Source organism: Kitasatospora sp. NPDC004615, from assembly GCF_042873545.1.
In the GTDB taxonomy this organism is placed as follows: Bacteria; Actinomycetota; Actinomycetes; order Streptomycetales; family Streptomycetaceae; genus Kitasatospora.
Genome location: NZ_JBIALQ010000002.1, coordinates 723,857 through 750,180, shown reverse-complemented (window position 1 = coordinate 750,180; position 26,324 = coordinate 723,857). Strand labels below are relative to the sequence as shown.

Annotated in this window: 23 protein-coding genes; 22 read left to right on the top strand and 1 reads right to left on the bottom strand. The window is 70.7% G+C overall.

Annotated elements, in window-relative coordinates:
- Positions 1-217 precede the first annotated feature (217 nt).
- On the bottom strand, positions 218-421 hold the full coding sequence (locus ACFYS8_RS10240) for a cold-shock protein (protein ID WP_031063656.1): 204 nt from the start codon (positions 419-421) through the stop codon (positions 218-220).
- A gap of 389 nt (positions 422-810) precedes the next feature.
- Here ACFYS8_RS10240 and ACFYS8_RS10235 point away from each other — a divergent pair, with 389 nt between their 5' ends.
- The 22 genes from ACFYS8_RS10235 to ACFYS8_RS10130 all read left to right on the top strand — a co-directional run bounded on the left by ACFYS8_RS10235 (position 811) and on the right by ACFYS8_RS10130 (position 26,264).
- Positions 811-1,710 carry a menaquinone biosynthetic enzyme MqnA/MqnD family protein gene (locus ACFYS8_RS10235; RefSeq protein ID WP_387638438.1) on the top strand — a complete coding sequence of 300 codons (900 nt, stop codon included), beginning with the start codon at positions 811-813 and terminating at the stop codon, positions 1,708-1,710.
- A gap of 105 nt (positions 1,711-1,815) precedes the next feature.
- Complete coding sequence (locus tag ACFYS8_RS10230) at positions 1,816-3,393, top strand: protein kinase (protein WP_387638436.1); 1,578 nt, start codon at positions 1,816-1,818, stop codon at positions 3,391-3,393.
- Between the two features lie 75 nt (positions 3,394-3,468).
- On the top strand, positions 3,469-4,677 hold the full coding sequence (gene mqnC, locus ACFYS8_RS10225) for a cyclic dehypoxanthinyl futalosine synthase (RefSeq protein WP_387638433.1): 1,209 nt from the start codon (positions 3,469-3,471) through the stop codon (positions 4,675-4,677).
- A gap of 10 nt (positions 4,678-4,687) precedes the next feature.
- Positions 4,688-5,287 carry a hypothetical protein gene (locus ACFYS8_RS10220; protein ID WP_387638431.1) on the top strand — a complete coding sequence of 200 codons (600 nt, stop codon included), beginning with the start codon at positions 4,688-4,690 and terminating at the stop codon, positions 5,285-5,287.
- Between the two features lie 258 nt (positions 5,288-5,545).
- Complete coding sequence (locus ACFYS8_RS10215; protein ID WP_387638428.1) at positions 5,546-6,115, top strand: hypothetical protein; 570 nt, start codon at positions 5,546-5,548, stop codon at positions 6,113-6,115.
- Between the two features lie 44 nt (positions 6,116-6,159).
- Positions 6,160-6,855 carry a demethylmenaquinone methyltransferase gene (locus tag ACFYS8_RS10210; RefSeq protein WP_387638426.1) on the top strand — a complete coding sequence of 232 codons (696 nt, stop codon included), beginning with the start codon at positions 6,160-6,162 and terminating at the stop codon, positions 6,853-6,855.
- Positions 6,856-6,945: 90 nt separating this feature from the next.
- On the top strand, positions 6,946-8,226 hold the full coding sequence (locus tag ACFYS8_RS10205; protein WP_100587508.1) for a geranylgeranyl reductase family protein: 1,281 nt from the start codon (positions 6,946-6,948) through the stop codon (positions 8,224-8,226).
- Between the two features lie 950 nt (positions 8,227-9,176).
- Entirely contained in the window at positions 9,177-9,536 is a 360-nt protein-coding gene (locus tag ACFYS8_RS10200) for an NADH-quinone oxidoreductase subunit A (protein WP_014137597.1), read from the top strand.
- A 66-nt stretch (positions 9,537-9,602) separates the two neighbouring features.
- Entirely contained in the window at positions 9,603-10,157 is a 555-nt protein-coding gene (locus ACFYS8_RS10195; RefSeq protein WP_035865125.1) for an NADH-quinone oxidoreductase subunit B family protein, read from the top strand.
- Positions 10,154-10,873, top strand: a complete 720-nt coding sequence (locus ACFYS8_RS10190) for an NADH-quinone oxidoreductase subunit C (RefSeq protein WP_387638421.1) — start codon at positions 10,154-10,156, stop codon at positions 10,871-10,873. Before ACFYS8_RS10195 ends, ACFYS8_RS10190 begins: the two co-directional genes overlap by 4 nt.
- The gene (locus ACFYS8_RS10185) at positions 10,873-12,201 is read left to right on the top strand and encodes an NADH-quinone oxidoreductase subunit D (protein WP_387638418.1); all 1,329 of its coding nucleotides are present in this window, start codon (positions 10,873-10,875) and stop codon (positions 12,199-12,201) included. The genes ACFYS8_RS10190 and ACFYS8_RS10185 overlap by 1 nt, the downstream gene beginning before the upstream one ends.
- Positions 12,202-12,218: 17 nt before the next feature.
- Positions 12,219-12,938, top strand: a complete 720-nt coding sequence (gene nuoE / locus ACFYS8_RS10180) for an NADH-quinone oxidoreductase subunit NuoE (protein WP_387638887.1) — start codon at positions 12,219-12,221, stop codon at positions 12,936-12,938.
- A complete protein-coding gene (gene nuoF, locus ACFYS8_RS10175) occupies positions 12,938-14,296 on the top strand; it encodes an NADH-quinone oxidoreductase subunit NuoF (RefSeq protein WP_387638415.1) in 1,359 nt (452 codons plus the stop codon). The genes nuoE and nuoF overlap by 1 nt, the downstream gene beginning before the upstream one ends.
- Positions 14,293-16,740 carry an NADH-quinone oxidoreductase subunit G gene (locus ACFYS8_RS10170; protein WP_387638413.1) on the top strand — a complete coding sequence of 816 codons (2,448 nt, stop codon included), beginning with the start codon at positions 14,293-14,295 and terminating at the stop codon, positions 16,738-16,740. Before nuoF ends, ACFYS8_RS10170 begins: the two co-directional genes overlap by 4 nt.
- On the top strand, positions 16,737-18,071 hold the full coding sequence (gene nuoH, locus ACFYS8_RS10165) for an NADH-quinone oxidoreductase subunit NuoH (RefSeq protein ID WP_387638411.1): 1,335 nt from the start codon (positions 16,737-16,739) through the stop codon (positions 18,069-18,071). The genes ACFYS8_RS10170 and nuoH overlap by 4 nt, the downstream gene beginning before the upstream one ends.
- A gap of 8 nt (positions 18,072-18,079) precedes the next feature.
- Positions 18,080-18,661, top strand: coding sequence for an NADH-quinone oxidoreductase subunit NuoI (gene nuoI, locus ACFYS8_RS10160; RefSeq protein WP_387638409.1), 582 nt, complete (start codon positions 18,080-18,082; stop codon positions 18,659-18,661).
- Entirely contained in the window at positions 18,658-19,509 is an 852-nt protein-coding gene (locus tag ACFYS8_RS10155; RefSeq protein WP_387638406.1) for an NADH-quinone oxidoreductase subunit J, read from the top strand. Before nuoI ends, ACFYS8_RS10155 begins: the two co-directional genes overlap by 4 nt.
- Positions 19,506-19,805, top strand: a complete 300-nt coding sequence (gene nuoK / locus ACFYS8_RS10150; protein WP_043915678.1) for an NADH-quinone oxidoreductase subunit NuoK — start codon at positions 19,506-19,508, stop codon at positions 19,803-19,805. The genes ACFYS8_RS10155 and nuoK overlap by 4 nt, the downstream gene beginning before the upstream one ends.
- A gap of 15 nt (positions 19,806-19,820) precedes the next feature.
- Positions 19,821-21,716 carry an NADH-quinone oxidoreductase subunit L gene (gene nuoL / locus ACFYS8_RS10145; RefSeq protein ID WP_387638402.1) on the top strand — a complete coding sequence of 632 codons (1,896 nt, stop codon included), beginning with the start codon at positions 19,821-19,823 and terminating at the stop codon, positions 21,714-21,716.
- Positions 21,716-23,329 (top strand): NADH-quinone oxidoreductase subunit M, encoded by a 1,614-nt coding sequence (locus ACFYS8_RS10140; protein WP_387638399.1) that lies wholly within the window; start codon positions 21,716-21,718, stop codon positions 23,327-23,329. The genes nuoL and ACFYS8_RS10140 overlap by 1 nt, the downstream gene beginning before the upstream one ends.
- Complete coding sequence (gene nuoN, locus ACFYS8_RS10135) at positions 23,326-24,963, top strand: NADH-quinone oxidoreductase subunit NuoN (RefSeq protein ID WP_387638396.1); 1,638 nt, start codon at positions 23,326-23,328, stop codon at positions 24,961-24,963. Before ACFYS8_RS10140 ends, nuoN begins: the two co-directional genes overlap by 4 nt.
- A gap of 287 nt (positions 24,964-25,250) precedes the next feature.
- Positions 25,251-26,264 carry a polyprenyl synthetase family protein gene (locus ACFYS8_RS10130; RefSeq protein WP_387638393.1) on the top strand — a complete coding sequence of 338 codons (1,014 nt, stop codon included), beginning with the start codon at positions 25,251-25,253 and terminating at the stop codon, positions 26,262-26,264.
- The last annotated feature ends 60 nt before the right edge of the window (positions 26,265-26,324 follow it).

Genomic DNA, 26,324 nt, shown 5'->3' with positions numbered 1-26,324 from the left:
GATCCCCCCGTCGGGCCGCGGCCCGGATAGCGGGGTCGGGGCCGCTTCGGCGGTGGGGCCGGAGGTTTATCGGAAATGCGTCCGGAATGCGGACGGAATGTGTCGGGAGGGGAAATTCGGGCGGAAAAGGCAGGGGGCCCGCCGATGGGCGGGCCCCCTTGGGGACTTCAACTCATACGGACCCGAGGGGCCGTGAGCGATCAGAAGTGCAGAGATGTCAGATAGCGACGACGTTCTCGGCCTGCGGGCCCTTCGGGCCCTGGGTGACGTCGAAGCTGACCGCCTGGTTCTCCTCCAGCGAGCGGAAGCCGCTCGCGTTGATGGCGGAGTAGTGGACGAAGACGTCGGGGCCGCCGCCCTCCTGGGCGATGAAGCCGAAGCCCTTCTCGGCGTTGAACCACTTGACGGTTCCGGTCGCCATACCGTTCTCCTTGCAAGGGACGTAGTGGACACCACACCTTGTGGCGCCCGGGTCCGCTGCGCTGATCGCCCTGCCTCCGGACGAGCCCGGAGTTTTTTCGCACAGTGCTCAATCAATGCTCAATTGATGCCTGATGCTGCTGAAAAATTACAAAAAGCCTGCGGTTACATGCTCCGCAGGCTCCAAGTACTGCAAGGGGAATCAAACTGCAACTGGTGTGAACGGTAGCACGCGGTGGCGGCCCCGACCAGGGGCCGACGGAGGTGTCGGAGAGCGTGTCGGAGAGCATGTCGGAGCGCCCCCGAACGGTGTGTCGGGCACCGGGTGCGAGCCCCCCGGAGCGGCAGGCATACGCTGCCCGGAGAGCACCAACGGCAAGGGAGTACACGGTGAGCAGTCGGGAAGCCGAACGGCCGGCGGCCGCGGTCAGGCCGCGGGTCGGACACATTCAGTTCCTCAACTGTCTTCCCCTCTACTGGGGGCTGGCGCGCACGGGGAACCTGCTCGACCTCGACCTCACCAAGGACACCCCGGAGAAGCTGAGCGACCGGCTGGTGGCCGGTGAACTCGACCTCGGCCCGATCACCTGCGTGGAGTACCTGCGCAACGCCGACCGGCTGGTGGTCCTCCCCGACATTGCGGTGGGCAGCGACGGCCCGGTGATGTCCTGCGTGATCGTCAGCAAGGTCCCGCTGGACCAACTGGGTGGCCGCAAGGTCGCGCTCGGCTCGACCAGCCGCACCTCCGTCCGGCTGGCCCGGCTGCTGCTGGAGGAGCGCGAAGGGGTGCGCCCCGAGTACTTCAGCTGCCCGCCCGATCTGGACGCGATGCTCGCCGAGGCCGACGCCGCCGTGCTGATCGGCGACCCCGCGCTGCGCGCCTCGCTGGAGCAGGCCCCCCGGCAGGGGCTGGCCGTGCACGACCTCGGCGCGATGTGGAAGGAGTGGACCGGACTGCCCTTCGTGTTCGCGGTCTGGGCCGCCCGCCGCGAGTACGTCGAGCGGAACCCGGAGCTGACCGCCGCCGTGCACCGGGCGTTCCTGGAGTCCCGCGACCTCTCGCTGACCGAGGCCGCCAAGGTCGCCGAACAGGCCGCCCGCTGGGAGGAGTTCGACGCGCCGCTGCTGGAGCGGTACTTCAGCGAGGCGCTGGACTTCTCGCTGGGCGAGCGCCAGTTGGCCGGTCTGGCCGAGTTCGCCCGCCGGGTCGCGCACGACAGCGGCTTCGCGCCGGACGTGGAGATCCGGCTGCTGGAGCCGGCCGGGGCCGAAGCGGCCGTTCCTGCCTGAGAATTGATGCACCGGACCTCCGATCATTTTGGGATGATCGGACCGGTCCTGGTGGGTTTCGCGGGCGGTCGAGGGGCGGCGGCCGGTGCCGGAGGGGGAACGGTCATGGAGCTGCTGACGGCTGACGACCCGTCGACGATCGGCGACTACCGGCTGCTGCGGCGGCTCGGCGCCGGCGGCATGGGGCGGGTCTACCTGGGCCGGACGGCGGGCGGGCGGACCGTCGCCGTCAAGGCCGTCCGCCCCGAACTCGCCGACGACCCGGAGTTCCGGGCCAGGTTCCGCCAGGAGGTGTCCGCCGCCCGCAAGGTCGGCGGCCGGTGGACCGCGCCCGTCCTGGACGCCGACACCGAAGGCCCCCGCCCCTGGGTGGCCACCGGCTACATCGCCGGCCCCTCGCTCGGCGCCGCCGTGCACACCGGCGGACCGCTGCCCGCCCCCTCCGTGCACGCCCTCGGCGCCTGGCTGGCCGAGGCCCTGGACCAGGTGCACACGCTCGGCCTGGTGCACCGGGACGTCAAACCGTCCAACGTGCTGCTCACCCTGGACGGTCCCCGGCTGATCGACTTCGGGGTGGCCCGGGCGCTGGACGCCGCTGCCTCGCTCACCCACAGCGGGTACGTGGTCGGCTCGCCCGGCTTCATGTCGCCCGAGCAGGCCGCCGGTTCGCCGGTCGGACCGGCCGGCGACGTCTTCTCGCTGGGCGCCCTGCTCGCCTTCGCCGCCACCGGCACCGCCCCGTTCGGCGAGGGCGTCAGCGCCGCCGTCCTGCTCTACCGGGTGCTCCACGAGGAACCGGAACTGCGCGGCCTGGACGGTGAGCTGCGCGAGATCGTGACGGAGTGCCTGGCCAAGGACCCGGACCGCCGCCCCACCCCCGCCGAACTGCGCGCCCGGCTCGCCCCCGGCGCCGCCGCCGTCGGCCCCGAGACCTGGCTGCCCGGCCCACTGGCCGCCGCGGTCGGCCGCGCCGCCGTCGAGCTGCTCGACCTGGAGGCCGACAGCGCGCCTGGCTTTGCCGGCCCGGCGACGCCCGCCGTCGTGGACCGGGTGCCCACCGCGCTGGACGGCGGAGCGGCGCGGGTCGCCCCGGGCGCGGTGACGGAACAGCTGGAACGCGGGCGGCGGAGCCGGGTGTGGATGGCGGTGGCGGCCGGGGTGGTGCTGCTGGGCGCGCTGTACGGCGGGCTGGCCGCGACCGGGAACCTGCCCTGGCAGTCCGGGACGCCGGGCGCCACGCAGTCTCCTGCCGCGCCGGTTCCTCCGCTGGGCGCGGCCGGTAGCAGCCCGTCCGGCGGCAGTTCCGGTCCGGCAAGCAGCGGGAAAGCGCTTCCCGGCGCGTTCCTCGGCACCTGGAAGGGCACCATCACCACCAAGGTGGTCGCGCTGCCGTCCACGTTCACGGCCACCTTCACCGCCGGGAAGGTCGGCGAGGACGTCGGACGGACCAGCAACGCCTCGGCGTTCAGCAGCACCGTCTGCCGCGGCGTGCTGACCCTGGTGTCGGCCGACGCCCGGACGATCACCCTGCGGGAACGGCTGGACGGTCCGCAGTCCGGGTGCGGCGTGGTGTCCGAGACGCAGACGTACACCGTCCTGGACAACGGTGCGGGCCTGCACGTGTCGGTCACCGGGGCGCAGCTCGGCACCGACCCGGAAGGGGACTTGCTGAAGCAGCAGTAGGGCTGAGCAGGGGCGGAAATGCCCTGGCGTAGTCTGGGCGGGACGCCCCTCCGACGATGAAAGCAGGCCCGCCAGGTGTCCGAGCAGAACCTTTCCGCCGCCCAGCTGCAGGCCGTTCTGGACCGTGCGGCCGAGGGCGGCCGGATCACCGCCGAAGAGGCGCTGGAGCTGTACCGTTCGGCCCCGCTGCACGCGCTCGGCGCGGCAGCCGACGCGGTGCGCCGGCGGCGGTACGCGGGCGTGGAGCACATCGCCACGTACATCATCGAGCGGAACATCAACTACACCAACGTCTGCGTGACGGCGTGCAAGTTCTGCGCGTTCTACGTCCCGCCGAAGAGCGACAAGGGCTGGTCGCGGGACCTCGAGGAGATCCTGCGCCGCTGCGCGGAGACCGTCGAGCTCGGCGGCACCCAGATCATGTTCCAGGGCGGGCACCACCCCGACTACGGGGTCGAGTACTACGAGCGGAACTTCTCCGCGATCAAGGAGCGCTTCCCCGAGCTGGTGATCCACTCGCTGGGCGCCTCCGAGGTCGAGCACATGGCGAAGATCTCCGGCGTCTCCATCGAAGAGGCGATCACCCGGATCCACGCCGCCGGCCTGGACTCGTTCGCGGGCGCCGGCGCCGAGCTGCTGCCGGAGCGGCCGCGCAAGGCGATCGCCCCGCTGAAGGAGTCCGGCGAGCGCTGGCTGGAAATCATGGAGACCGCGCACCGCCTCGGCGTCGAATCCACCTCCACCATGCTGATGGGCACCGGCGAGACCAACGCCGAGCGGATCGAGCACCTGCGGATGATCCGCGACGTGCAGGACCGCACCGGCGGCTTCCGGGCCTTCATCCCCTACACCTACCAGCCGCAGAACAACCACCTGAAGGGCTCCACCCAGGCCACGGTGTTCGAGTACCTGCGGATGATCGCCATCGCCCGCCTGTTCCTCGACAACGTCGCCCACATCCAGGGCTCCTGGCTGACCACCGGCAAGGAGGCCGGCCAGCTGTCGCTGCACTACGGCGCGGACGACCTCGGCTCGGTCATGCTCGAGGAGAACGTGGTCTCCGCGGCCGGCGCCAAGCACCGCTCCAACCTGCACGAGCTGATCCACCTGATCCGCACGGCCGGCCGCGTCCCCGCCCAGCGCTCCACCACGTACCAGCACCTGCGCGTCCTGGACGACCCCGCCAACGACCCGGTGGACCCGCGAGTCGCCTCGCACATCGCCTCCACCGCGATCGAGGGCGGCACCGCGCACCCCGAACTGACCATCCTGGCCACGAACTGACCACTGTCCCGTGCTGACGCTCCATCGCGCCCGCGAGGTCGTGGCCGACCCTGCCGCCCCGTCGATCGTGGACGGGGCGGTGCTGGTCGACGGGACGACCGTCGCCGCGATCGGGCCGTTCGCCGAGCTGGCCTCCGGGTCGGCCAGGGTACGTGACTGGGACGGCGTGCTGGTGCCCGGGCTGGTCAACCGGCACGGGCGGTGGCTGCTGGAGAGCGCCTACCACCCGGACCCGCGCGAGGAGTTGGGGGACCAGCCGCTGCTGCCGTCCGGCGAGTTGAGCGAGGAACGGTGGGGCGGGAGCGCCCGCCGGGGCCTCCAGCGGATGCTCGGGTTCGGCGCGACGGCCGTGACGGGCCCGTTCGACCGGGCGTCGGTGCGGACCGCGGTGGCGCGGTCCGGGTTTCACGTGGTGGCGGGTGATGGCGCGCCGGGGCCGCTCTCGCCGTTGGACGGTCGGCCTCTCGCGGCGGCGGCGCATCGGCCGTTGACGGTCGGCGGGCCGGCGGACTTCGCGGTGTTCGACGCCCGGACGCTGGAGGAGCTGGAGACCGGGGCGAGCTGCTTGGCGACGGTCCTCGGCGGGCGGCTGCTCTATCGCAGGCGGTGAAGCGTTTCAGGGGCCCGGGGAACGGCGGGGCCGGGCTGCGGGTGGTCGGAGACAGCGGGGGGTCGTGGCTGCGGCGGGTCAAAGGCGGGGACCAGAAACGACGGGACCTCTTCGCGCCCTGTCGATCCTCCGCGGACTCGCCCTCGCCGTTCCCCGAGCCCCTGGTCGTTGACCCCAAATCCTGACGCATCGTGACCTGACGGCCTACCAGCGGCTACGATCCCGATTCAGTACTTCGCCGAGTCAGGAACAGGACGCATGCGACCCGCCACCTCCGATTATTCGCGGACCAGGTCCGGCCGGGGGTGGTACGTGGGGGCGGTGCTGAGTGCCGTGGTGGCCGTCACGATGTGTCTGCTGGGGTGGCGGCAGGCGGACCAGGCGGACCGGATCAATGCGCATCCGGTGCGGGTCGAGGGCACGGTGACCCAACTGCCGGGTGGCAGCGGGACGTACAGCCAGGTGAGTTATCTCGCGGACGGGCGGAAGCTGACGGCCGCGGACCTGTGGCTGCCGGAGGGCGCGAAGGTCGGCGATCCGATCTGTCTGGAGCGGGCGGCGGACGACGCGGGTGCGGTGCGGGTGTGCGGGAAGCGGTATCCGCAGCCGGTGGGTGTCGGGCTGGCGCAGACGAGTGTGCCGGTGGCGGTGCTGCTGTGCCTGGTGTGCGTGTTGCGGATCCGGCGGCTGAGGCGGGCGTACCCGGCGGACGGGCAGGCGGGGGCGGCCGGGATCACGGTGGCGTTCGCGGCGGAGGGGATGCCCGCGCTGACGCACGGGAAGCGGTCGCGTCGGCGCCGCAAGGGGGGCCGCCGCGCGCTGCGGTGAGCCCTGGTGACGGTCGTCCGGGGGGCTGGGTTAAGAATGGGGGCGTGACCCGAGCCCATCTGGACAAGCAGCCGCACGATGTCGCCGCCATGTTCGACGACGTCGCGGCCAAGTACGACCGCACCAACGACGTGCTCTCGCTGGGCCAGGCCCGGCTGTGGCGCCGCGCGGTGGCCGACGCGGTGGGGGCCGTCGCGGGCCAGCGCATCCTGGACCTCGGTGCGGGCACCGGGACGTCCTCGCTGCCGTTCCTGGAGGCCGGCGCGGACGTCGTGCCGTGCGACTTCTCGATCGGGATGCTGACCGAGGGCAAGAGCCGGCACCCCGAACTGGCGCTGACCGCCGGCGACGCGACCCGGCTGCCGTTCGCGGACGAGTCGTTCGACGCGGTGACGATCTCCTTCGCGCTGCGCAACGTGCAGGACCACCAGGGCGCGATGCGCGAGATGCTCCGGGTCACCAAGCCCGGTGGCAAGGTGGTGATCTGCGAGTTCTCCACGCCGACCTGGACGCCGTTCCGCACCGTGTACACCGAGTACCTGATGCGGGCGCTGCCGCCGGTGGCCACCAAGGTGTCCTCGAACCCGGAGGCGTACGTCTACCTCGCCGAGTCGATCCGGTCCTGGCCCGACCAGCCTTCGCTGGCCGCCGAGTTGCAGCAGGCCGGCTGGACGAAGGTGGCCTGGCGCAACCTGACCGGCGGCATCGTGGCCCTCCACCGCGGCTTCAAGGCCCCGTAGACTGCGAGGGTTCGGCACTCCGGGCCGTTTCCGACGACGGAGGGTCCGGACCCGACCCCCGTGACCCCGACGCGCTCAGGAGAGAGCCGAATGACCGAGACCGCCGTGGAGTCCACCGCCGACGTCATCGTGGTCGGGGCCGGTCCGGCCGGCTCCACCACCGCGTACTGGCTGGCCCAGGCGGGCCTGGACGTACTGCTGCTGGAGAAGACCGAGTTCCCGCGCGAGAAGGTGTGCGGCGACGGCCTGACGCCGCGCGCCGTCAAGCAGCTGGTGGACATGGGCATCGACGTGTCCACCGAGAACGGCTGGCTGCCCAACAAGGGCCTGCGGATCATCGGCGGCGGCGTCCGGCTGGAGCTGGACTGGCCGGAGCTGGCCTCGTTCCCCGACTACGGACTGGTCCGCAAGCGCGCCGACTTCGACGAACTGCTGGCCCGTCAGGCGCAGAAGGCCGGCGCCCGGCTGTACGAGAACTGCAACGTCAGCGGCCCCATCCAGGACCGCACCGGCCGGATCACCGGCGTCACCGCCAAGCTCGGGCCGGAGAAGCGCGAAGTCGCCTTCCACGCCCCGCTGGTGGTCGCCGCCGACGGCAACTCCACCCGGCTGTCGCTGGCTATGGGCCTGCACCGGATCGAGTCCCGCCCGATGGGCGTCGCCTACCGGACGTACTTCACCTCGCCCCGGCATGACGACGACTACCTGGAATCCTGGCTGGAGCTGTGGGACACCCGCGGCGGGCAGAAGAAGCTGCTGCCCGGCTACGGCTGGATCTTCGGCATGGGCGACGGCACCTCCAACGTCGGCCTCGGCATCCTCAACTCCTCGCCGGCGTTCGGTGACCTGAACTGGCGCGAGGTGCTGAAGAGCTGGTGCGCCGGCATGCCCGAGGAGTGGGGCTACACGCCGGAGAACATGACCGAGCCGATCCGCGGCGCCGCCCTGCCGATGGCCTTCAACCGCCAGCCGCACTACACCCGGGGCCTGCTGCTGGTCGGCGACGCCGGTGGCATGGTCAACCCGTTCAACGGCGAGGGCATCGCCTATGCGATGGAATCCGGCCAGCTCGCCGCCGGCGTCATCGTCCAGGCCATGGCCCGCATCACCCCCGAGGGCCGCGAGCGGGCCCTGGCCCGCTACCCGCAGATCCTCAAGGACACCTACGGCGGCTACTACACCCTCGGCCGCGCGTTCGTGAAGATGATCGGCAACGACCGCGTGATGCGCATCGCCGCCGAGCGCGGCCTCACCCACCCGGTCCTGATGAAGTTCGTCCTCAAGCTCCTGGCCAACCTCACCGACCCCACCGGCGGCGACGCCGCTGACCGCATCATCAACGGCCTCGCAAAGGTCGCCCCCCGGGCCTGAGAGTGCCTGGGCCGGCCCGGCCCTCCGTTCGGCCGGGCCGGCCCGCATCAGGCCACGTAGAGCCGTCCGGCGCGAGCCCGCGGCACCTTGTCTGCCTGGAGCTTCGTGAGTTTCCGAAGCTCCAGGCAGAACTCGTAGGTGTTCCACCGAGGGACCGGTGAGCGGCCGACAGGTCAACGCGCACGACCTCGGGCCGATACACGACCAGGGGAAACGCCTCGTCCGGCCAGTACGGCCGCTCCGGAAACGTTGCCAGGCCCCTGCTTCGAAGCAGCTCGCACACTCTGCGCCGAGAGCGACGCCGTCGTTCCGGTCCGCCCGCCTCTCCAGGACATCGAGCGTGTCACTTCGGACGTAGCCGGCCAACGCTTCCTCCACGCCGGGTAAATGGCGCCGACTTCGTGGTCGGCCGCTGCTGGGCGCCGGACTTCCCCCCGTTCTCGAGCGAACCGATCGGGAGTCCTGGTGCGGCCGCCGATCTGTTGCCCGTCACCTGTCGTGGGCGGCGTCGGGCGGGCGGTCGCGGGGGCTTGTGAATGAAGGGTCAAGCGGGTGGGGGTCGGGGTCCATCGGGTGGGTGAGGGGCTTTATCACGTAAACGTGATCGTGCAGAAATTTGCTTGTTCCGCCGCAGAATTGATATAGGCCGTGGCCGAACAGCGGTTGTTTCGCGTTGAGTTGCGACTGTATGTGGCCATGTGCCTGCTCTGGGTCGAACAGTGGTGCCCTGTGGCGGTCTGTGCGGTTCGTCGGGTGGCGAAGATCACAAAGATCGTCGGGAACTGCGTGTCGCAGATCACAAGCAGACAGGCATAGGATGCGCTCCAACCTGGCTTTGTGAACTGCCTCACATGGAGCCGGATCTCACGAAGTGGATCATCGGTTCACCGCTGGTGACCTGGTGGTTCCGATCTGCAGTCAAGGACGACTGGACGGAGGGAGCGGGGGCTATGAATGCCTACGCGCCGATCCTCGTACTCGGTGCCATTGCCGCGGCGTTCGCGGTCGGCTCCGTGGTGATGGCCTCGCTCACCGGCCCGAAGCGCTACAACCGGGCCAAGTTGGAGGCGTACGAGTGCGGCATCGAACCGACCCCGCAGCCCGTGGGCGGCGGTCGGTTCCCGATCAAGTACTACCTGACGGCGATGCTGTTCATCGTCTTCGACATCGAGATCGTCTTCCTCTACCCGTGGGCGGTCAGCTTCGACGCCCTGGGGATCTTCGGGCTGGTCGAGATGCTCCTGTTCATCGCCACCGTGTTCGTCGCCTACGCCTATGTGTGGCGCCGCGGCGGCCTGGAGTGGGACTGACCCCCGACCCCGTGTTTGTGAACGGGCGGACAAGCCACCGGACTCGAAGGCATTGAGAGGGAACTGATGGGTATCGAGGAGAAGCTGCCGAGCGGCTTTCTGCTCACCAGCGTGGAGGCCGCCGCGGGTTGGGTGCGGAAGGCTTCGGTCTTCCCGGCCACCTTCGGGCTCGCCTGCTGCGCGATCGAGATGATGACCACGGGGGCGGGCCGTTACGACCTGGCCCGGTTCGGCATGGAGGTGTTCCGCGGGTCGCCGCGGCAGGCCGACCTGATGATCGTGGCCGGCCGGGTGAGTCAGAAGATGGCTCCGGTGCTGCGCCAGGTGTACGACCAGATGCCGAATCCCAAGTGGGTCATCTCGATGGGCGTGTGCGCCTCCTCCGGCGGCATGTTCAACAACTACGCGATCGTCCAGGGCGTCGACCACATCGTGCCCGTGGACATCTACCTGCCGGGCTGTCCGCCCCGTCCGGAGATGCTGCTGGACGCGATCCTCAAGCTGCACGACAAGATCCAGCACGAGAAGCTCGGCGTGAACCGCCGCCGGGCCGAGGAGGAGGCCGAGCGCCTCGCGCTGCAGGCCACCCCGACCAGTGAGATGCGGGGGCTGCTGCGATGAGCGAGCAGGAGAAGGGCGAGCAGGCCGAGGTTCCGGCGACGCGGCGGGAGATTCCGGTCGAGGTGGTCGGCACCCGGCAGGGGATGTTCGGTGCGCACGGTACCGGCGACACCTCGGGTTTCGGTGGACTGAACGCCGCGATCGTGCTGCCCGGCCCGAGCGAGCGGCCGTACGGCGGCTACTTCGACGAGGTGGCGGACGAGTTCGAGGGCGCGCTGGAGGAGCAGGGCCTCGACGTCGACGACGTGATCGAGAAGACCGTGGTGGACCGCGGCGAGCTGACCTTCCACGTCGCCCGCGAGCACCTGCTGAAGGCGGTGCGGATCCTGCGCGACGACCCGGCGCTGCGGTTCGAACTGTGCCTGGGCGTCAGCGGCGTGCACTACCCGAGCGAGGTGGGCCGGGAGCTGCACGCGGTCTACCACCTGCGTTCGATCACCCACGGCCGGCTGATCCGGATCGAGGTGACCGCGCCGGACGCGGACCCGCGGATCCCGTCCGTGGTGAGCGTCTACCCGACCAACGACTGGCACGAGCGGGAGACCTACGACTTCTTCGGCCTGGTCTTCGAGGGCCACCCGGCGCTCACCCGGATCATGATGCCGGACGACTGGCTGGGGCACCCGCAGCGCAAGGACTACCCGCTCGGAGGCATTCCCGTCGAGTACAAGGGCGCCCAGATCCCGGCGCCCGACCAGCGGAGGTCGTACACCTGATGAGCAGCACACAGTACGAAGCGGGCTCCAGGGAGACCACCGAAGGACGGGTGTTCACCGTCACCGGTGGCGACTGGGGCGAGGTCGCCGAGGCCGTCGCGGGCGCCGACGACGAGCGGATCATCGTCAACATGGGCCCGCAGCACCCGTCCACCCACGGCGTGCTGCGGCTGATCCTGGAGATCGACGGCGAGACGGTCACCGAGGCCCGCTGCGGCATCGGGTACCTGCACACCGGCATCGAGAAGAACATGGAGTTCCGCAACTGGGTGCAGGGCACCACGTTCGTGACGCGGATGGACTACCTCACTTCGCTGTACAACGAGACCGCCTACTGCCTGGCCGTGGAGAAGCTCCTCGGGATCACCGCCGACATTCCCGAACGGGCGTCTGTGATCCGGGTGTTGATGATGGAGCTGAACCGGATCTCCTCGCACCTGGTGGCCCTCGCCACCGGTGGCATGGAGATCGGCTCCACCACCCTGATGATCTACGGCTTCCGCGACCGCGAGACCGTCCTGGACATCTTCGAGCTGGTCACCGGCCTGCGGATGAACCACGCCTACGTCCGCCCGGGCGGGCTGGCGCAGGACCTGCCGCCCGGCGCGGTCGACAAGATCCGCGAGGGCGTCAAGCTGCTCCGCTCCCGGATGCACGAGTACGACAAACTCGCCACCGACAACCCGGTGTTCAAGGCCCGCCTGGTCGACGTCGGCTTCCTCGACCTGCCCGGCTGCCTGGCGCTCGGCGCCACCGGCCCGATCCTGCGCTCCACCGGGCTGCCGCACGACCTGCGCAAGACCGACCCGTACTGCGGGTACGAGAACTACGAGTTCGAGGTCGCGACGGCCGACAGCTGCGACTCCTACGGGCGGTTCGTGATCCGCCTGGAGGAGATGAAGCAGTCGCTGCGGATCGTCGAGCAGTGCCTGGACCGGCTGAAGCCCGGACCGGTGATGGTCGCCGACAAGAAGATCGCCTGGCCCGCCCAACTCGCCGTCGGCCCCGACGGCATGGGCAACTCGCTGGACCACATCCGGAAGATCATGGGCACCTCGATGGAGGCCCTGATCCACCACTTCAAGCTGGTCACCGAGGGCTTCAAGGTGCCGGTCGGGCAGGCGTACGCGGCCGTCGAGTCGCCCAAGGGCGAGCTCGGCGTGCACGTGGTCAGCGACGGCGGCACCCGGCCCTACCGGGTGCACTTCCGCGACCCGTCGTTCACCAACCTGCAGACGATGGCGGCGATGTGCGAGGGCGGCCAGGTGGCCGACGTGATCGTGGCAGTGGCCGGGATCGACCCGGTGATGGGAGGCGTGGACCGGTGAGCAGCACAGAACTCGGCCTGCCGGCGCTGCCGGCCAAGCCCTACCCGCCGGAGGTCGAGCAGCGACTGGCCGCCGACGCGGCCGAACTGATCGCCCGCTACCCGCACTCCCGCTCCGCGCTGCTGCCGCTGCTGCACCTGGTGCAGGCCGAGGAGGGCTTCGTCTCGGCGACCGGAATCCGGTTCTGCGCCGAGCAGTTGGACCTCACCACCGCCGAGGTCACCGCGGTCGCGACCTTCTACACCATGTACCGGCGCCGCCCGGCCGGCGAGTACCACGTCGGGGTGTGCACCAACACGCTGTGCGCGGTGCTCGGCGGCGACCAGATCTTCGACGAGCTGAAGCAGCACCTGGAGATCGAGAACAACCGCACCACCGAGGACGGCGCGATCTCGATCGAGCGGATCGAGTGCAACGCGGCCTGCGACTACGCGCCCGTGGTGATGGTGAACTGGGAGTTCTTCGACAACCAGACACCGGAATCCGCACGGGAGCTGGTGGACCGGCTGCGCGCGGGCGAAGAGGTCCGGCCGACCCGCGGCGCGAAGCTCTGCTCGTTCAAGGAGACCTCCCGGATCCTGGCCGGTTTCGCCGACGAACGCGAGGGCGCGGTCGACGAGTCCGGGGCCGGCGGCGCGCCCTCGCTGGCCGGCCTGCGGCTGGCCAAGGGCGAGGCACTGCCCGGCACCCCGGGCGCCAAGGTGGTCTCCCCCCGGCAAGAAGGGACGGAAGCGTGATGACCTCCGCCGAGCCGGCCGAGAAGCTGCTCTCCCCAGTCCTCTCCGCGTCCTGGGACGACCACCGCCCCTGGACGCTCGAAACCTACCGCCGGCACGGCGGCTACGACGGCCTGCGGGCCGCCCTGGCGATGGCCCCCGACGACGTGATCGCCCTGGTCAAGGACTCCGGCCTGCGCGGCCGCGGCGGCGCCGGCTTCCCCACCGGCATGAAGTGGCAGTTCATCCCGCAGAACGACGGCAAGCCGCACTACCTGGTGGTCAACGCCGACGAGTCCGAGCCGGGCACCTGCAAGGACATCCCGCTGATGTTCGCCAACCCGCACTCGCTGATCGAGGGCATGGCGATCGCCTCCTACGCGATCCGCTGCAACCACGCCTTCATCTACCTGCGCGGCGAGGTCGTCCCGGTGCTGCGCCGCCTGCAGGCCGCCGTCGCCGAGGCGTACGCGGCCGGGTTCCTCGGCAAGGACGCCCTCGGCGAGGGCATCGACCTCGACATCACCGTGCACGCGGGCGCCGGCGCGTACATCTGCGGCGAGGAGACCGCACTGCTGGACTCGCTGGAGGGCCGCCGCGGCCAGCCCCGGCTGCGCCCGCCGTTCCCGGCGATCGCCGGCCTGTACGCCTGCCCGACGGTGGTCAACAACGTCGAGTCGATCGCCTCGGTGCCGCCGATCCTGGCCCGCGGCAAGGAGTGGTTCAAGTCGCTGGGCACCGAGAAGTCGCCCGGCTTCACGCTGTACTCGCTGTCCGGGCACGTCACCAACCCCGGCCAGTACGAGGCCCCGCTGGGCATCACGCTGCGCCAGCTGCTGGACATGTCCGGCGGCGTCCGGACCGGGCACCGCCTCAAGTTCTGGACGCCGGGCGGCTCGTCCACCCCGATGTTCACCGACGAGCACCTCGACGTCCCGCTCGACTACGAGGGCGTCGGCGCGGCCGGCTCGATGCTCGGCACCAAGGCCCTGCAGGTGTTCGACGAGACCACCTGCGTGGTGCGGGCCGTCACCCGGTGGACCGAGTTCTACGCCCACGAGTCCTGCGGCAAGTGCACCCCCTGCCGGGAGGGCACCTACTGGCTGGTCCAGCTGCTGAAGCGGATCGAGGCCGGCCAGGGCGTGCCCGGCGACCTGGAGAAGCTGCTGGACATCGCCGACAACATCAACGGCAAGTCCTTCTGCGCGCTGGGCGACGGCGCCGCCAGCCCGATCGTCTCCTCGCTCGAGCACTTCCGCGCCGAGTACGAGCAGCACATCAACGAGCACCGCTGCCCGTTCGACCCGGCGGCCTCCACCGTCTGGGCCGACCGGGCCTCCGTCCACGAGTCCGCCACCGAGAGGGAGGTGCACGCGTGACGGTCACGGAGCCTTCGTCCACCCAGACCGAGCTGGTCACGCTCACCATCGACGGCGTCGAAGTCAGCGTCCCCAAGGGCACGTTGGTGATCCGCGCCGCCGAGCAGATCGGCACCCAGATCCCGCGCTTCTGCGACCACCCGCTGCTCGACCCCGCCGGGGCGTGCCGCCAGTGCATCGTGGAGGTCGAGGGGCAGCGCAAGCCGGTCGCCTCCTGCACCATCCCGGTCGCCGAGGGCATGGTGGTGCGCACCCAGCTGTCCTCGCCGGTCGCCGAGAAGGCGCAGCGCGGCGTGATGGAACTGCTGCTGATCAACCACCCGCTGGACTGCCCGGTCTGCGACAAGGGCGGCGAGTGCCCGCTGCAGAACCAGGCGATGACCAACGGCGACGCGGAGTCCCGGTTCGAGGGCGTCAAGCGGACGTACGAGAAGCCGATCCCGCTCTCCACCCAGGTGCTGCTGGACCGCGAGCGGTGCGTGCTGTGCGCGCGCTGCACCCGGTTCTCGCAGCAGATCGCCGGTGACCCGTTCATCGACCTGGTCGAGCGCGGCGCGCTCCAGCAGGTCGGCACCGGCGTCGACCAGCCGCTGGACTCGTACTTCTCCGGCAACACCATCCAGATCTGCCCGGTCGGCGCGCTCACCTCCGCCGCCTACCGGTTCCGCTCCCGCCCGTTCGACCTGGTGTCCTCCCCGTCCGTGTGCGAGCACTGCTCGGCGGGCTGCGGGCAGCGCACCGACCACCGGCGCGGCAAGGTGCTGCGGCGGCTGGCCGGCAACGAGCCGGAGGTCAACGAGGAGTGGAACTGCGACAAGGGCCGGTTCGCGTTCCGCTACGCCCAGCAGCGGGACCGTTTCACCTCGCCGATGGTGCGCCGTGACGGCGAACTCGTCGCGGTGTCCTGGTCGGAGGCGCTCGCCGAGGCCGCCGAGGGGCTGCGCGGCAAGCGGGCCGCGGCGCTGGCCGGCGGCCGGGTCACCGTCGAGGACGCCTACGGCTGGGGCAAGTTCGCCCGCCTGGCGCTCGGCACCAACGACGTCGACTTCCGTTCCCGCCCGCACAGCGCCGAGGAGGCCGAGTTCCTGGCCGCGGTCGTCGCCGGGCACGGGACGGATGTGGACGGCGGCGGGGTGACGTACCGCGAGCTGGAGGCCGCACCGGCCGTGCTGCTGGCCGGACTCGAAGCGGAGGAAGAGGCGCCGATCGTCTTCCTGCGGCTGCGCAAGGCCAACCGGGCCACCGGACTGCGGGTGTTCTCGATCGCCTCGCACGCCACCCGGGGCCTCGCCAAGCTGCACGGCGCGCTGCTGCCCGCCGCCCCCGGCACCGAGGCCGAATGGCTCGGCGCGCTCGCGGGCGACGAGGTGCTCGCCGACGACGCGGGACGCTGCGCCGACGCGCTGCGCTCCCCGGGCGCGGTGATCCTGGTCGGCGAACGGCTCGCCCAGACCGCCGGCGGCCTGACCGCCGCGCTGCGCCTGGCGCAGACCACCGGGGCGAAGCTCGCCTGGGTGCCGCGCCGGGCCGGCGAGCGCGGCGCGGTCGAGGCGGGCGCGCTGCCCGGGCTGCTGCCCGGCGGCCGGTCCGTCGAGGTGCCCGCCGCCCGCGCCGAGGCCGCCACCCACTGGGGCGTCGACGAACTGCCCGCCGCGCCCGGCCGCGACACCGGCCGGATCCTGGCCGCCGCCGCGGCCGGTGAGCTGGACGCGCTGGTGATCGGCGGCGTCGGCCTGGACGACCTGCCGGACCCGGCGCTCGCCGAACAGGCCCTGGAACAGGCCGGGTTCGTGCTCTCGCTGGAGCTGCGCCCGTCCGCCGTGACGGCGCACGCCGACGTGGTGCTGCCGGTCGCGGCCGTCGCGGAGAAGGCCGGCACCTTCCTGGACTGGGAGGGCCGGGTCCGGATGTTCGAGCCGGCCATCAAGCCCGACCAGCTGATGGGACGCCACCTGCACGCGGACGTCCGGGTGCTGTCGATGGTCGCGGACGCGCTGGGGCGGCCGATCGGCCTGCCCGACGTCCGGGTGGCCCGGCTGGAGCTGGACCGCTTCGCCCCCTGGCAGGGCGACCGCCCCGCCGAGCCCGCCGCGCACCCCGCCGCGCTGCCCCGCCCCGTCACCGGGCAGGCCGTGCTGGCCGGGCACCGGATGCTGCTCGACAACGGCTCGCTGCAGGACGGCGACGAGCACCTGGCCGGCACCCGGCACCCCGTGGTGGCCCGGCTGTCCGCCGCCACCGCCGCCGAGATCGGCGCCACCGGCGCGCTGCTGCGGATCTCCGGCCCGGCCGGGTCGCTGACCCTGCCGCTGGAGGTCACCGGGGCGATGCCGGACCGCACGGTCTGGCTGCCGCTCAACTCGACGCCCGGCGGCGGCGTGCACCGCACGCTCGGCACCACGCTCGGCCACCTGGTCACCATCGCCCCGGCGGAGGAATCATGACGGACCTCGCTGCTGCGTACGACACTTTGGGCTACTTCGGCCGCGACCCGTGGTGGCTGGTGCTGCTGAAGGCGGTGTTCTGCTTCGCCTTCCTGGTGCTGACGGTGCTGATCGCGATCGTCTGGGAGCGCAAGGTCGTCGCCTGGATGCAGCTGCGGATCGGCCCGAACCGGCATGGCCCGTGGGGTCTGCTGCAGTCGCTGGCCGACGGTGTGAAGCTGGCGCTGAAGGAAGACCTGGTGGTGAAGGGCGCCGACAAGGCGGTCTACATCCTGGCGCCGATCGTCGCGGCGATCCCCGCGTTCATGGCGTTCGCGGTGATCCCGTTCGGCCCGGCGGGCAACGAGGTGTCGATCTTCGGTACCCGGACGCCGCTGCAGCTCACCGACCTGCCGATCGCGCTGCTGTACATCCTGGCCACCGCCTCGGTGGGCATCTACGGCATCGTGCTGGCGGGCTGGTCGTCCGGTTCGACGTACCCGCTGCTCGGCGGTATCCGCTCGTCCGCCCAGATGATCAGCTACGAGATCGCGATGGGCCTGTCGTTCGCGGCGGTGTTCATCTACTCGGGCTCGATGTCGACCTCGGAGATCGTCTCCTCGCAGCAGCCGACCTGGTTCGCGGTGCTGCTGCCGGTGTCGTTCATCGTCTACATCATCGCGATGGTCGGCGAGACCAACCGGGCCCCGTTCGACCTCCCGGAGGCCGAGGGCGAGCTGGTCGGCGGTTTCAACACCGAGTACTCCTCGCTGAAGTTCGCGATGTTCATGCTGGCCGAGTACGTCAACATGGTCACCGTCTCGGCGGTCGCCTCGACGCTGTTCCTCGGCGGCTGGCGGGCCCCGTGGCCGATCTCGACGTTCTGGGCGGGTGCCAACCACGGCTGGTGGCCGATGCTGTGGATCGTGCTGAAGATCCAGCTGCTGCTGTTCTTCTTCATCTGGCTGCGCGGCACGCTGCCCCGGCTGCGCTACGACCAGTTCATGAAGCTCGGCTGGAAGGTGCTCATCCCGGTCTCGCTGGTGTGGCTGGTGATGGTGTCCGCGGTGCGGGCGCTGCGCAACGAGGGCTACGACTTCACCAAGGTGCTGCTGTACGTGGGCGCCCCGCTGGCGGCGATCCTGCTGATCGCGCTGGTGGCGGACGTGATCCGGAAGAAGCCCGCGGAGCCGCCGGCCGCCGCCCCGCCGGCGGCGTTCGACCCGATGGCCGGCGGCTATCCGGTGCCGCCGCTGCCCGGTCAGCAACTGCCGCCCGTCCCGCGCCGCCGTCGCCGGACCCCGCAACTCCAGGACGCCCTCAACGGGGCCGACCATTCCGAAGGGAGCTGAGCCCCGCCATGTCTGACGAATCTTCGGAAAAGTCGGTCCTCGGGCCGGCCGCCGGCTTCGGCGTGACCTTCAAGGCCATGTTCAAGAAGCGGCTCACCGAGCAGTACCCGGAGTACAAGAAGCCCACCGCCCCGCGTTTCCACGGCCGCCACCAGCTGAACCGGCACCCGGACGGCCTGGAGAAGTGCGTCGGCTGCGAGCTGTGCGCCTGGGCCTGCCCGGCCGACGCGATCTACGTCGAGGGCGCCGACAACCATGACGACGAGCGGTACTCGCCCGGCGAGCGGTACGGCGCGGTCTACCAGATCAACTACGCCCGCTGCATCCTGTGCGGGCTGTGCATCGAGGCCTGCCCGACCCGGGCACTCACCATGACCAACGAGTACGAACTGGCCGACGACAGCCGGCAGGACCTGATCTTCACCAAGGAGCAGCTGCTGGTCGGGCTGACCGAGGGCATGGTCGACTCGCCGCACGCGTACTTCCCGGGCGCCGACGAGGGCGCCTACTACCGGGGCGAGATCACCGGTGCCGCGCCGGGCACCGTGCAGCAGGAGAAGCACGCGCACGACAAGGAGGCGCAGTCATGACCTCCACCGGCGAGGCCGTGCAGTTCTGGGTGCTGGCCGTGATCGCGGTCGGCGGGGCGCTCGGCATGCTGCTGATGAAGAAGGCGGTGCACTCGGCGCTCTGCCTGGCCGCCACCATGCTGTCGCTGGCGGTCTGTTACCTGGCGCAGGGCGCGGTGTTCCTGGGTGTGGTGCAGATCGTGGTCTACACCGGCGCGATCATGATGCTGTTCCTGTTCGTGGTGATGCTGGTCGGCGTCTCCTCGGCGGACTCGCTGAAGGAGCAGCTCAAGGGCCAGCGGATCGCCGCGGTGCTCTGCGGCGTGGGCTTCGGCGTGCTGCTGATCGCCGGTCTGGCGAACGCCAAGCTGTCGCACTTCACCGGCCTGTCCGAGGCGAACGCCGAGGGCAACGTGCAGGGCCTGGCGAAGCTGATCTTCACCAAGTACGTCTGGGCGTTCGAGGTGACCGGCGCGCTGCTGATCACCGCGGCGGTCGGCGCGATGGTGCTGACCCACCGCGAGAAGGTTCGCGACCGCCTGACGCAGCGTCAACTCGCGGCGCAGCGTGTCAAGGACAACATCCAGGTGCCGCCGATGCCCGCCCCCGGCGTGTACGCCCGGCACAACGCGGTGGACATCCCGGCGCTGCTGCCCGACGGCACCGTCGCCGAGGACTCGGTGATGAGCACCCTGCGCGAGCGCGGCCAGATCCGCGACGTCAGCCAGGAGATGCTGCGGCGGATGGCCGAGCTGGAGGAGAGCACCGCCGACTGGCTCGGCCGGCCGTCCTCCGCCCGTCCGAAGGTCACCGGGCCCCGCCAGGCGCTGGAGACCGTGCCGACCCCGAGCAAGGAGGAGGCGGAGTGAACCCGGTCAACTACCTGTACCTGGCCGCGCTGCTGTTCACCATCGGCGCCTCCGGCGTGCTGATCCGGCGCAACGCGATCGTGCTGTTCATGTGCGTGGAGCTGATGCTGAACGCCTCGAACCTGGCGCTGGTCACGTTCTCCCGGCTGCACGGCAACCTGGACGGCCAGATCCTCGCGTTCTTCACCATGGTGGTCGCGGCGGCCGAGGTCGTGGTCGGCCTCGCCATCATCGTCTCCATCTTCCGGACCAGGCACTCCGCTTCGGTCGACGACAGCAACCTGATGAAGCTGTAGGCGGAGGGCCCTTCAGTGAACTCTCTCATTCCGCTGCTGGTCGCGGCGCCGCTGGCCGGCGCTGCCCTGCTGCTGCTCGGCGGACGGGCCCTGGACCGTTTCGGGCACTGGATCGCGACCGCTCTCGCGGCGCTGTCCTTCGCCTTCGGCCTCACCCTGTTCGCGGACATGCTCGGCCGTGACACCGCGCACCGGGCCGTCATCGAGCGGCTGTACACCTGGATCCCGGTGGACGGCTTCCAGGCCGACATCTCCTTCCAGCTCGACCAACTGTCCATCGTCTTCGTGCTGTTGATCACCGGCGTCGGCACCCTGATCCACCTGTACTCGGTGGGCTACATGGCGCACGACGAGCGCCGCCGCCGGTTCTTCGGCTACCTGAACCTGTTCGTGGCCGCCATGCTGATCCTGGTGCTGGCCGGCAACTACCTGCTGCTGTACGTCGGTTGGGAGGGCGTGGGCCTCGCGTCCTACCTGCTGATCGGGTTCTGGCAGCACAAGCCGAGCGCCGCGACGGCCGCCAAGAAGGCGTTCATCGTCAACCGGGTCGGCGACATGGGCCTGTCCATCGCGATCATGCTGATGTTCGCGGAGTTCGGCTCGTTCGCCTTCGGCCCGGTGTTCGGCGCGGCCGGCGACGCGAGCCAGGGCAAGCTCACCGCGATCGCGCTGATGCTGCTGCTCGCCGCCTGCGGCAAGTCCGCGCAGGTGCCGCTGCAGTCCTGGCTGGGTGACGCGATGGAGGGCCCGACCCCGGTCTCCGCGCTGATCCACGCGGCCACCATGGTGACCGCCGGCGTCTACCTGATCGTCCGCTCCGCGGCGATCTTCGACCTGGCCCCCGACGCGCAGACCGTCGTCGTGGTGGTCGGCGCGGTGACGCTGCTGTTCGGTGCGATCGTCGGTTGCGCGAAGGACGACATCAAGAAGGCGCTGGCCGGCTCGACCATGTCGCAGATCGGCTACATGATCATGGCGGCCGGCCTCGGCCCGATCGGCTACGCCTTCGCGATCATGCACCTGGTCACCCACGGCTTCTTCAAGGCCGGACTGTTCCTCGGCGCCGGATCGGTCATGCACGGCATGAACGACGAGGTGAACATGCGTCACTACGGCGGCCTGCGCAAGTACATGCCGGTCACCTTCTGGACGTTCATGGCCGGCTACGCGGCGATCATCGGCTTCCCGTTCCTGTCGGGCTTCTGGTCGAAGGACCAGATCATCGACGCGGCGTTCGCCAAGGGCGGCACCGAGGGCTGGATCCTCGGTGTGTGCGCGCTGACCGGTGCCGCGATCACCGCGTTCTACATGACCCGGGTGGTGCTGCTCACCTTCTTCGGCGAGAAGCGCTGGCAGCCGGACGAGAACGGCAACCCGCCGCACCCGCACGAGTCGCCGAAGAGCATGACCGTTCCGATGGTCCTGCTGGCCTTCGGCTCGGTGTTCGCGGGCGGGCTCTTCACCCTCGGCAGCTCCTTCGTGAACTTCCTGACGCCGGTCACCGGCCACGAGGAGGGCCACTCCCCGATCAACTCGGTGACCGTCAGCGTGATCGCCACCGTCTGCATGCTGGCCGGCGCCGGCCTGGCCTATGCGATGTACGGCCGCAGCCCCGTCCCGGTGCAGGCACCGGTCGGCTCGCTGCTCACCCGGGCCGCCCGCCGCGACCTGCTGCAGGACGACTTCAACCACGCCGTCCTGGTCCGGCCCGGCTCGGCGCTCGCCGCCACCCTGGTCTGGTTCGACAGCAGGGGCCTGGACGGCTTCGTCAACGGCCTGGCCGCCGCCATCGGCGGGCTGTCCGGGCGGCTGCGCCGGATCCAGACCGGATACGTCCGGACGTACGCGCTCTCCATGTTCGGCGGCACGCTGGTGCTGGTCGCCTCCACTCTCCTGATGAGGTCGGTCTGATGAGCTACCTCCTCTCCGCCACCTGTGCCGTCCCGGCCGCCGGAGCAGTGCTCACCGCTGCCCTCCCGGCCGGCACCGGCGAGGCCCGGCGGCGCACCACCAAGGCCGTCGCGCTCGCCGTCTCGGCGGTCACCCTGGGGCTGGCCGTCGCGGTCGCCGTCGCCTTCGAACCGGGCGGCCCCCGTTACCAGTTGACCGAGTCCTACAGCTGGATCCGGTCCTTCGGGATCAGCTTCTCGCTCGGCGTGGACGGCATCGGCGCCGTGCTGGCACTGCTCACCGCGGTGCTGGTGCCGCTGGTGATGCTGGCCGGCTGGCACGACGCCGACCCCGCCGCGCCGGAGGGCTCGTTCGAGTCCAAGCGCCGCACCCAGGGCTTCTTCGCCCTGATCCTCGCCGTCGAGGCGATGGTGCTGGTGTCCTTCCTGGCCACCGACGTGTTCGTGTTCTACGTGTTCTTCGAAGCCATGCTGATCCCGATGTACTTCCTGATCGGCGGCTTCGGCGACCGGGCCGGCGGACCCGATTCGGACCGTCAGCGCTCCTACGCCGCAGTGAAGTTCCTGCTGTACAACCTGCTCGGCGGACTGGTCATGCTGGCCGCCGTGATCGGCCTGTACGTGGTGGCCGCCGACCAGGGGCACGCGACGTTCAGCCTGCCCGCGCTGACCGACGCGATCTCCTCCGGCAAGCTGGTGATCGACCCGACCGCGCAGCGCGCGCTGTTCCTCGGCTTCTTCTTCGCCTTCGCGGTGAAGGCCCCGATGTGGCCGCTGCACACCTGGCTGCCGAACGCGATGGGGGAGTCCACCGCCGGAACCGCCGTGCTGATCACGGCAGTTGTCGACAAGGTCGGCACCTTCGCGATGCTCCGGTTCTGCCTCGGCCTGTTCCCGGACGCGTCCAAGACCTTCGCCCCGGCGATCCTGGTGCTGTCGCTGATCGGCATCGTCTACGGCGCGCTGGTCGCCATCGGACAGAAGGACATGAAGCGGCTGGTCGCCTACGCGTCCATCTCGCACTTCGGGTTCATCATCATGGGCATCTTCGCGATGACCAGCCAGGGCCAGTCCGGCGCCACCCTCTACATGGTCAACCACGGCATCTCCACCGCCGCGTGGATGCTGGTCGCGGGCTTCCTGATCTCCCGCCGCGGCTCGCGCCTGATCGCCGACTACGGCGGCGTGCAGAAGGTCGCGCCCGTGCTGGCCGGCACCTTCCTGATCGGCGGACTCGCCACCCTGTCGCTGCCCGGCATGGCCCCGTTCGTCAGCGAATTCCTGGTCCTGGTCGGCACGTTCACCCGCTACCCGGTGATCGGCATCATCGCCACCTTCGGCATCGTGCTGGCCGCGCTGTACGCGCTGATGCTGTACCAGCGCACCATGACCGGCCCGGTGAAGGCCTCCGTGCAGGGCATGCCCGACCTGAAGGCCCGTGAACTCGCCGTCGTAGCCCCGCTGGTGGCCCTCACCCTGCTGCTCGGCGTCTACCCGCAGCCGCTCACCAAGATGGTGAACCCGGCCGTGAACGACACCCTCGGCCAGGTCCACCGGACCGACCCCGCGCCCGCCCACCCGGTCGCCGCCACCAACGGAGGTGAGCAGAAGTGATCGCCACCCACGCGCTGGCCGCCGCCGGCGGCAACAGTCCGAGCATCCCCGCCCCGCACATCGAGTACGGCCAACTCTCGCCGATGCTGGTGGTGTTCGGCGCCGCCCTGATCGGCATCCTGGCCGAGGCGTTCCTGCCGCGACGGCTGCGCGCCTCCAGCCAGCTCGGCATCTCGCTGACCGGCCTGGTCGGCGCGTTCGTCGCCGTGGTGGTGCTCGCCGCCCAGGGCCACGCCTCCACCAAGGCCGGGCTGCTCGCGATGGGCTCGGTCGCCATCGACGGGCCCGCGCTGTTCCTGCAGGGCGTCATCCTGCTGACCGCCGTCCTCGCCGTCCTCACCTACGCCGAAGGCCGGCTGGAGCCGCGCATCAACGGCCACCGGATCGACGCGTTCACCGCGCAGGCCGCCGCCGTCCCCGGCGGCGAGCAGGAACGCGAGGCCACCCGCGAGGGCATGCGGACCACCGAGATCTACCCGCTCACCCTGTTCGCGGTCGGCGGCATGCTGCTCTTCCCCGCCGCCAACGACCTGCTGACCATGTTCGTGGCGCTCGAAGTGCTGTCCCTGCCGCTGTACTTGATGTGCGCGATCGCCCGGCGCCGCCGCCTGCTCTCGCAGGAGGCCGCCGTCAAGTACTTCCTGCTCGGCGCGTTCGCCTCCGCGTTCTTCCTGTTCGGCACCGCCCTGCTGTACGGCTACGCGGGCAGCGTCCGGCTCGGCGACATCGCCGATGTCGTCGCCGGCACCGCCCCCGTCACCCCCGCGCTCGCCGTCACCACCCAGAACGACGCGCTGCTGCTGATCGGCCTGGCCATGCTCGCCGTCGGCCTGCTGTTCAAGGTCGGCGCGGTGCCGTTCCACTCCTGGACGCCGGACGTCTACCAGGGCGCGCCCACCCCCGTCAGCGGGTTCATGGCCGCCGCCACCAAGACCGCCGCGTTCGGCGCCATGCTGCGGCTGTTCTACGTCGCCTTCCCCGGCATCCGCTGGGACTGGCGGCCCGTCATGTGGGGCGTCGCCATCCTCACCATGGTGGTCGGCTCGATCCTCGCCGTCACCCAGCAGGACGTGAAGCGCCTCCTCGCCTACTCCTCGGTCGCGCACGCCGGCTTCATCCTCACCGGCCTGATCGCCACCGACCGGCGCGGCGTCGCCGCCGTCCTCTTCTACCTGCTCGCCTACTCCTTCGTCACCCTCGGCGCGTTCGCCGTCGTCACCCTGGTGCGCGACTCCAAGGGCGAAGCCACCCACCTCTCCAACTGGGCCGGCCTCGGCCGCCGCTCACCGCTGCTCGCCGCGGTCTTCGCGCTGTTCCTGCTGGCCTTCGCGGGCATCCCGCTCACCTCCGGCTTCACCGGCAAGTTCGCGGTCTTCCAGGCCGCGGCCGCCGGCGGCGCCACCCCCCTGGTGATCATCGGTGTGCTGTCCTCCGCGATCGCCGCCTTCTTCTACATCCGCGTCATCGTCCTGATGTTCTTCTCCGACCCCCAGCCCGCCGGCCCCGCCGTCGCCGTCCCCAGCGCCCTCACCGCCACCACCATCGCCTTCGGCGTCCTGGTGACGCTCGGCCTGGGTCTGCTCCCGCAGTACTTCCTCGACCTGGCCTCGAAGGCGTCCGTCTTCATCCGTTGACGTTCTTCAGCACGATCCGGCCCCCGCCTGCACTACCTGGTGGGGGCCCGATCGTTGTCTGTGGCAGGGGGCAACAGGGAGTTCGGCCTGCCGTCCGACTTCGAGCTGGACCTCACCCGGATCATCCCCCGCTGACCTGCGGCCCCCGGCCCCCGGCCCCGCCACCAGGGGCGGAAGGTCCATGCCCGTGCAGTGATCCACTCGGGACCGGATACGCTGCCTTGTATGTGCATCGGCGGCGCTGAGGGACCGGCCCGCTGGATCGACCAGGGACAGGAGTGGTCAGCGTGACCGTCGTGGGGCCCTTCGGGCTGAGCGTGCAGGACCGCGATCTGACCCGTGACGTCCAGGCCGGGATGGAGGCCGTGGAGGCCGCCCTGATCGAGGCCGTCAAGTGCGACGTGCCCTTCATCACGGTGACCGCCAGCCACCTCATCGAGGCAGGGGGGAAGCGGTTCAGGCCGCTGCTGGTGATGCTCGCCGCCCAGTTCGGCGACCCCGCCGCGCGCGGGGTGGTGCCGTCCGCGGTGGTGGTCGAACTGACCCACCTCGCGACGCTGTACCACGACGACGTGATGGACGAGGCCCCCGTGCGGCGCGGCGCCCCCAGCGCCAACAGCCGCTGGGACAACTCGGTCGCCATCCTCACCGGCGACTTCCTGTTCTCCCGCGCCTCCCAGGTGCTCTCCGACCTCGGCCCCGAGGCCGTCCGGGTCCAGGCCGACGCGTTCGAACGGCTGGTCACCGGCCAGATCCTGGAGACCGTCGGGCCCCGCGCCGAGGACGACCCGCTGCAGCACTACCTGGACGTCCTCTCCGGCAAGACCGGCTCGCTGATCGCCGTCTCCTGCCGCTTCGGCGCGATGATGGCCGGCTCCGAACCGTGGATCGTCGACCTGCTCACCCAGTACGGCGAGCGCATCGGCACCGCGTTCCAGCTCGCCGACGACGTCCTCGACATCGCCAGCGACGGCCACGAGTCCGGCAAGACCCCCGGCACCGACCTGCGCGAGGGCGTCCCCACGCTGCCGGTCCTGCTGCTGCGTCAGATGCCCGTCGACCCGGCCGACCCCGAGGACGTCCGGCTGCGGGAGCTCCTCGACACCGATCTGGCGTCCGACGACGACGCCCACGCGGAAGCGCTGCGCCTGCTGCGTCGGCACCCCGCGCTGGAGCGGGCCCGCCGCGAGACGCTGCGCTACGCCGAGGAGGCGCGGGCGCTGCTCGACCCGCTGCCGGACTGCCCGGCGAAGGCGGCGCTGCAGGAGCTCTGCGACACGGTGGCGATTCGCACCATGTGACCGTCCGGTTGGGCGCTCTCACGTGCAAGTCGCCGTCCGTGCCGCGATCCTGCGATCGGG

Excerpts from the sequence above, each read along its gene's own strand:
- ACFYS8_RS10240 (WP_031063656.1), bottom strand. The coding sequence starts at position 421 with ATGGCGACCGGAACCGTCAAGTGGTTCAACGCCGAGAAGGGCTTCGGC.
- ACFYS8_RS10230 (WP_387638436.1), top strand. The coding sequence starts at position 1,816 with ATGGAGCTGCTGACGGCTGACGACCCGTCGACGATCGGCGACTACCGG.
- ACFYS8_RS10215 (WP_387638428.1), top strand. The coding sequence starts at position 5,546 with ATGCGACCCGCCACCTCCGATTATTCGCGGACCAGGTCCGGCCGGGGG.
- ACFYS8_RS10205 (WP_100587508.1), top strand. The coding sequence starts at position 6,946 with ATGACCGAGACCGCCGTGGAGTCCACCGCCGACGTCATCGTGGTCGGG.
- ACFYS8_RS10200 (WP_014137597.1), top strand. The coding sequence starts at position 9,177 with ATGAATGCCTACGCGCCGATCCTCGTACTCGGTGCCATTGCCGCGGCG.
- ACFYS8_RS10195 (WP_035865125.1), top strand. The coding sequence starts at position 9,603 with ATGGGTATCGAGGAGAAGCTGCCGAGCGGCTTTCTGCTCACCAGCGTG.
- ACFYS8_RS10190 (WP_387638421.1), top strand. The coding sequence starts at position 10,154 with ATGAGCGAGCAGGAGAAGGGCGAGCAGGCCGAGGTTCCGGCGACGCGG.
- ACFYS8_RS10185 (WP_387638418.1), top strand. The coding sequence starts at position 10,873 with ATGAGCAGCACACAGTACGAAGCGGGCTCCAGGGAGACCACCGAAGGA.
- nuoF (WP_387638415.1), top strand. The coding sequence starts at position 12,938 with ATGACCTCCGCCGAGCCGGCCGAGAAGCTGCTCTCCCCAGTCCTCTCC.
- nuoH (WP_387638411.1), top strand. The coding sequence starts at position 16,737 with ATGACGGACCTCGCTGCTGCGTACGACACTTTGGGCTACTTCGGCCGC.
- nuoI (WP_387638409.1), top strand. The coding sequence starts at position 18,080 with ATGTCTGACGAATCTTCGGAAAAGTCGGTCCTCGGGCCGGCCGCCGGC.
- ACFYS8_RS10155 (WP_387638406.1), top strand. The coding sequence starts at position 18,658 with ATGACCTCCACCGGCGAGGCCGTGCAGTTCTGGGTGCTGGCCGTGATC.
- ACFYS8_RS10140 (WP_387638399.1), top strand. The coding sequence starts at position 21,716 with ATGAGCTACCTCCTCTCCGCCACCTGTGCCGTCCCGGCCGCCGGAGCA.